This window comes from Haladaptatus sp. W1, from assembly GCF_001723155.1.
Taxonomy (GTDB): Archaea; Halobacteriota; Halobacteria; order Halobacteriales; family Haladaptataceae; genus Haladaptatus; species Haladaptatus paucihalophilus.
This window is the reverse complement of sequence record NZ_MEIH01000017.1, coordinates 1-2,300: the sequence shown is the minus strand read 5'-3', so window position 1 is coordinate 2,300 and position 2,300 is coordinate 1. Positions and strand designations below refer to the sequence as shown.

The window sequence follows — 2,300 nt, the reverse complement described above, 5'->3', positions numbered from 1 at the left end:
CCAGATTCGCTTATATAACGCGGTTCTGCAGGTAGTCGAGGTGCTTGGCGTTGTAGACGATTCTAACCTCGTCCGTCGCCGCGCTACCGATGCAGGTGAGGCGGACGTTCTTGTCTTCCACTTCCTCGTCGCTGAGGATCTGCTGCATGTCCATGTCGATTTCGCCTTCTTTGACGATGGCGGCGCAGTTCGCACAGGCACCCGCGCGGCACGAGAAGGGCCAGTCGTAGCCCTGTGCCTCGGCGGACTCGAGGATGTATTCGCCTTCGTTGACGTCGAGCGAGCCGTAGTCTTCGCTGTCGAGACCGGCGTCTTCGGCCTTCTCGAACAGGTCGTCGTCGTCCATATCCCAGCCCTGGTCGTCCAGCACTTCGTAGTTGAGGTATTCTACGGTAGGCATCACTCGGTGTTTCGTCCGGGGGATGGTTAGTAGTTGTTGTTTCGTCCGCCTATAGTGATAAATCGGGAACGATTTGGCCTGCTGACCGAGATTAACGTCGTCAGGCGGGTGAAAGCGGGACGAAGGCGAACAGGAGATACGACGCGACGGCGGAGATAGAGGGCGTCAGAATCCAGAGGACGATGACGCGGCCGGTCGTGGACGGGTCGAACAGGTCCCTCGCTTTCAAGGTCTGTGGCTCTTCCTCACCGATTTTCGCCACTTCCTCTTGCTCCTCCGGGAGGACGTTAACCGCCATTTCCGAGTGCTTTTTTCCGTCGTCGCCGCGGCGACCGACACGCGGTCCGTGGAGGTATCTGAAATGGCGGCCGAAGACGAAGAGCTGTCGTCGGAAGCGAACACGCCATCGGAGGCGGACACGCCGTCAGATTCGGAGTACGAAATGCTGTTCTGTGACAACGGATGGGTCGAGATTCGAAACCCCGACGACGCGGACGCCCAGTGGTTGATGGCGGACACGAGCGCGGAAATCCGTCAGTAGCACACGGGGTAATATCCCGAGATAGTCTCGTGGCGTGTACTCAGATATTTTGGTTCGTCAGTAGGAGAGTTTCGGAAGATAAGGCTATAACCGTCCCTGAGTAATCGAAATGGGATTCGAATGGGGACCAACCCCGCAGAATTCGATGTCTCTGGCGCTGAATCGCGGAATCCGTGAATTCGCGCCGGACGCGCGTGGATTTTCGCTATTAGCCGCAACCGTAGAAAAGCTCGCAACCGTACTAGCGGATATGAACATCGTAGGGAGTCTGACCGACGCGGCCACGTTCTTCGGCGAAATGACGTGGAAGACGTGGTGGGCGCTGGTCCTCGGGTTTACCATTTCGGGGGCGGTACAGGCGTTCGTGAGCGAAGAGCGGATGACGAACCTGCTCGGCGGTCGCGGACTACGAGAAATCGGCATCGGGAGTTTCTTCGGGTTCCTCTCGTCCAGTTGCTCGTTCGGGGCCGTGGCGACCACGAAATCGCTGTTCAAGAAGGGGGCATCGCCCGAAGCCTCCTTCGCCGGGTTCCAGTTCGCCAGCACGAACCTCGTCATCGAAATCGGCCTCGTGATGTGGATTCTGCTGGGGTGGCAGTTCGTCGCCGCAGACGTCTTCGGCGGAATCCTGATGATTCTGGTGCTCGCGGCCATCACGAAGTACGTCGTTCCGGACTCGTGGTTCGAGGCCGCCCGCGACCACGTTCGGTCGGGCGACGAGGAGAGCGGCACCGTCCGCGACCCGGTGTGCGGCATGGAAGTGGACCCGAACGACGACGACACGCTCAGCGTCGAAACGGATGGAGGGACGGAATACTTCTGCTCGCAGTCCTGCAAGGAGACGTTCGTCAATCAACGGGAGGACGCGACGTGGAAGGACAAACTGCTCACCGTGTCCGGATGGAAAAACGCCTTCCGCAACGCCATCGGCGAGTGGGAGATGCTGTGGGACGATCTCATCGTCGGGTTCATCGTGGCCTCGCTGTTGGCCGCCTTCGTCCCGCGGTCGTGGTGGGCGCAACTGTTCACGCTGGCCCCGGAGGGAACCGTCGCGTGGGTCGTCCTCGGGGCGGCCATCGGCGTGATGGTCGGCGTCATCACCTTCGTCTGCTCGGTGGCGAACGTCCCCTTCGCGCTCGTGCTGTGGAACGCGGGCATCCCGTTCGGGGGCGTCATGTCGTTCATCTACGCCGACCTCATCGTCCCCCACATCGTGGATATGTACCGGAAATACTACGGCAAGCGGTTGGCGGCGGTGCTGTTCGTCTCCATCTTCGCGGTGGCGACGCTCGCCGGTATCGCCACCCACTACGCGTGGCTCGCGGGGGGACTGATTCCGAAGCACAACGCGACGGGCGG

Annotated in this window: 4 protein-coding genes; 2 read left to right on the top strand and 2 right to left on the bottom strand. The window is 60.6% G+C overall.

Annotated features, from left to right (window positions below):
- Positions 1-10: 10 nt before the first annotated feature.
- The gene (gene fer / locus BG842_RS00645) at positions 11-400 is read right to left on the bottom strand and encodes a ferredoxin Fer (RefSeq protein ID WP_069449260.1); all 390 of its coding nucleotides are present in this window, start codon (positions 398-400) and stop codon (positions 11-13) included.
- Positions 401-500: 100 nt separating this feature from the next.
- The gene (locus BG842_RS00640) at positions 501-698 is read right to left on the bottom strand and encodes a hypothetical protein (protein ID WP_069449259.1); all 198 of its coding nucleotides are present in this window, start codon (positions 696-698) and stop codon (positions 501-503) included.
- 63 nt (positions 699-761) lie between these two features.
- Here BG842_RS00640 and BG842_RS00635 point away from each other — a divergent pair, with 63 nt between their 5' ends.
- Together BG842_RS00635 and BG842_RS00630 are read left to right on the top strand one after the other, a co-directional pair.
- Positions 762-941: a hypothetical protein gene (locus BG842_RS00635; RefSeq protein ID WP_007980579.1), complete on the top strand. Its 180-nt coding sequence runs from the start codon at positions 762-764 to the stop codon at positions 939-941.
- 250 nt (positions 942-1,191) lie between these two features.
- Positions 1,192-2,300, top strand: a 1,109-nt coding sequence (locus tag BG842_RS00630) for a permease (protein ID WP_069449258.1), incomplete at its 3' end; no start/stop codon positions are given.

Excerpts from the sequence above, each read along its gene's own strand:
- fer (WP_069449260.1), bottom strand. The coding sequence starts at position 400 with ATGCCTACCGTAGAATACCTCAACTACGAAGTGCTGGACGACCAGGGC.
- BG842_RS00640 (WP_069449259.1), bottom strand. The coding sequence starts at position 698 with ATGGCGGTTAACGTCCTCCCGGAGGAGCAAGAGGAAGTGGCGAAAATC.
- BG842_RS00635 (WP_007980579.1), top strand. The coding sequence starts at position 762 with ATGGCGGCCGAAGACGAAGAGCTGTCGTCGGAAGCGAACACGCCATCG.